This window comes from Mesorhizobium sp. M7A.F.Ca.CA.002.04.1.1 (genome assembly GCF_004022805.1).
GTDB lineage: Bacteria > Pseudomonadota > Alphaproteobacteria > Rhizobiales > Rhizobiaceae > Mesorhizobium > Mesorhizobium ciceri.
The window spans coordinates 1-2,258 of record NZ_RZPL01000849.1; the positions used below are offsets into that span (position 1 = coordinate 1).

At 60.1% G+C, this 2,258-nt stretch carries 3 protein-coding genes and 2 pseudogenes; all 5 read right to left on the bottom strand.

Annotated features, from left to right (window positions below; genetic code table 11):
• A pseudogene (gene eno, locus ENZ75_RS29365) lies at positions 1-173 on the bottom strand (phosphopyruvate hydratase); the annotation flags it as partial.
• Between the two features lie 376 nt (positions 174-549).
• Positions 550-915, bottom strand: a complete 366-nt coding sequence (locus ENZ75_RS29375) for a PRC-barrel domain-containing protein (RefSeq protein ID WP_024505095.1) — start codon at positions 913-915, stop codon at positions 550-552.
• Positions 916-1,001: 86 nt separating this feature from the next.
• Entirely contained in the window at positions 1,002-1,205 is a 204-nt protein-coding gene (locus ENZ75_RS29380) for a dodecin family protein (protein ID WP_013531476.1), read from the bottom strand.
• A gap of 96 nt (positions 1,206-1,301) precedes the next feature.
• A complete protein-coding gene (kdsA, locus tag ENZ75_RS29385; RefSeq protein WP_128278529.1) occupies positions 1,302-2,147 on the bottom strand; it encodes a 3-deoxy-8-phosphooctulonate synthase in 846 nt (281 codons plus the stop codon).
• Positions 2,144-2,258: pseudogene (locus tag ENZ75_RS35400) on the bottom strand (VOC family protein); the annotation flags it as partial. The pseudogene ENZ75_RS35400 and the gene kdsA, both read right to left, overlap by 4 nt.

A 2,258-nucleotide genomic window follows, 5' to 3' on the forward strand; every position in this document is an offset into this window, starting at 1 on the left:
GTGCCCACGAGGCCGTCGCGCAGTTCGACGGCCTCGTGGGCACCGGTCGAAGCACCCGACGGCACCGCCGCGCGGCCCATCGAGCCGTCTTCGAGAATGACATCGACCTCGACGGTCGGATTTCCACGGCTGTCCAGGATTTCACGCCCGACAATGTCGACGATGGCGGTCATTTGCGATGTCCTCGATTGATCTGAAGAATGCCGCACGTCTTAGCCAAAGTGCTGCAAAAGGCAATCGGCCCGCTGGCAATTGTTGCCGCGGCAACAGCGTCCGAACGATTCACGAAGCGCAAATCGCTGTCATCATAAGTCATGTACGGTCGGCTGACTTCCGGTTAAGGTGCAGCGCGCGGGGCGAAACAGGAGGAGTTTCGCCATGTCTCAGTTGAGCGGTATCGTGAGTCTGTTTCTGATCGCGGCGGCATTCCTGACGTCATGCGACAATCAGCAGTCGCCGCCGAAGGCGATGGCCCCCTTACACGTCAGCGAATAAGCCGGAATCCAAAGCGGCCCCGTCTCTCTCGACGGGGCCGCTTTGTCGTTGTTGTTAATGCCAGTAAGGCGTGACCTTGTAATAATTGTAGGATTCGTCGCGCGCCGCCTCGCCATCGGCACCGGTCAGTTCGTTGATCGAATAGGCCGGTGCCGCCATGAGTTGTTCCTTGGAAAACGGCACGACATAACCGCCCTTGTCCTCATCATAGTCGAGGCTTGCCCAGGGAATGGCGTGATATTTCTCGCCGATGCCAAGGAAGCCGCCAAAACCGATGACCGCGAACATGATCCCGTTCGTCATCTTGTCGAGCATCACATCCTCTATGCTGCCGATGCTTGTGCCTTCGGTGTTGTAGACCGATGTGCCGATGACCCGCGAAGCGGCAATGGCTTGGGTGTGGCCAGTCTGGGTTGCCATGATTGTGCTCCTCATTGTGGTTTCGAACCATAATTGGACAATGAGGGGCGCGGGCGAAGGTTCCCGACTTTTTCGGCGTCGACCGATCACTCCGCGAGGATGAAGGTAACCTTCATGTTGACGCGATAAGCAACGATCTTGCCGTCCTGGACGACGATCTTCTGGTCCTGGATCCAGGCGCCCTCGACGTTCTTCAGCGTTTTGGATGCGCGCGCAATTCCCTGTTCGATGGCGTCCTGAAAGCTCTTCTTCGACGACGATGTGATTTCGGTGACGCGGGCGACAGACATGGCTTCCTCCTGCCAAAACGCTCATTTGCCGGTAGAGCGTACAGGCGGCTTGCGCCGTCCACAAGCATCGGCGGTCGACAGAGGATATTGTCCGGCCTAGAGACCCTTGGCGATGCGGTCGAATGCCATCAGCCGCTCGAGTAGAGCGGGCATGTCCTTCAACGGCAGCATGTTGGGGCCGTCGGAAGAGGTCGAGTTGCCAGGATCCTGATGGGTCTCGATGAAGACGCCGGCAACGCCGACAGCGACGGCCGCGCGCGCCAGCGTCTCGACAAAACGACGTTCACCGCCCGAGGAACCGCCCTGCCCGCCCGGCTGCTGCACCGAATGGGTCGCCTCGAAGATCACCGGCGCGCCGATCTCTGCCATGACAGGCAAAGCGCGCATGTCGGAGACCAGCGTGTTGTAGCCGAAAGAAGCACCGCGCTCGGTGGTCAGCACATTGGCATTGCCGGATCCGGTGATCTTGGCGACGACGTTCTTCATGTCCCAGGGGGCAAGGAACTGTCCCTTCTTCACGTTGATGACCTTGCCGGTTTTCGCCGCGGCGACCAGCATGTCGGTCTGGCGCGACAGGAAAGCCGGAATCTGCAGGACATCGACATGCGGCGCCACGATGGCGCACTGCTCCTCGGTGTGGACATCGGTCAGCACCGGGAGCGAAAATTCCTTGCGCAGTTCGTCGAAGACGGGAAGTGCCGCGTCCATGCCGGCGCCGCGCGTCGCCGACAGCGAGGTGCGGTTGGCCTTGTCGTAGCTGGTCTTGTAGACGAGGCCTATTCCGAGCCTGCCGGTCAGTTCCTTCAGCGCGCCGGCCATGTCGAAAGCGTGCTGACGCGACTCGAACTGGCACGGGCCGGCGATCAGCGACAGAGCCGCCTTGTTGTCGAAGACGACATTGCCGACAATTACCGCTGAATTGGGCGCGACGGGCTTGTTCATTTGGTCTCCCGGAAGATGAAAGCCGCGCCCTGTCCGGGTGCAGGCTGCACGACAATATCATTGCCCGCTATATCGTGTTGGATGGAATTGGCCGCAAGCAGCCTCGATGTC

Coding starts and splice junctions, on each gene's coding strand:
- ENZ75_RS29375 (WP_024505095.1), bottom strand. CDS start 915: ATGGCAACCCAGACTGGCCACACCCAAGCCATTGCCGCTTCGCGGGTC.
- ENZ75_RS29380 (WP_013531476.1), bottom strand. CDS start 1,205: ATGTCTGTCGCCCGCGTCACCGAAATCACATCGTCGTCGAAGAAGAGC.
- kdsA (WP_128278529.1), bottom strand. CDS start 2,147: ATGAACAAGCCCGTCGCGCCCAATTCAGCGGTAATTGTCGGCAATGTC.